The sequence below is a fragment of the Bacillus sp. JJ1764 genome, assembly GCF_036962145.1.
Lineage (GTDB): Bacteria > Bacillota > Bacilli > Bacillales > Cytobacillaceae > Neobacillus.
Genome location: NZ_JBALNY010000184.1, coordinates 9809 through 10050 on the forward strand (window position 1 = coordinate 9809; position 242 = coordinate 10050).

General features: G+C 43.8%; 1 pseudogene. It reads right to left on the reverse strand.

Annotated features, from left to right (window positions below):
- Positions 1-242, reverse strand: a pseudogene (locus V7083_RS20785) (collagen-like protein); the annotation flags it as partial.

Below are 242 nucleotides of genomic sequence, written 5' to 3' on the forward strand. Positions count from 1 at the left end.
ATTTAAAAATAGTGAGAATTGGTTTGGTTCTACACCCGACACGGAGAAAGTAACCTCGTAGTCTCCAGGAGTTGTAACTAAAATTTGAGATGTTCCGGGGGCATGCGTAATTCCAGGTGTAATTATTCCATTTGAATCAAAAATGACATCTGCCTCTATAGGCACAACCTGAGCACCGAGATTGTAAATATAACCGTATTGAGATAATCCTCCTGCTGCTCCTGTGGCCCCGGTTGCACCCG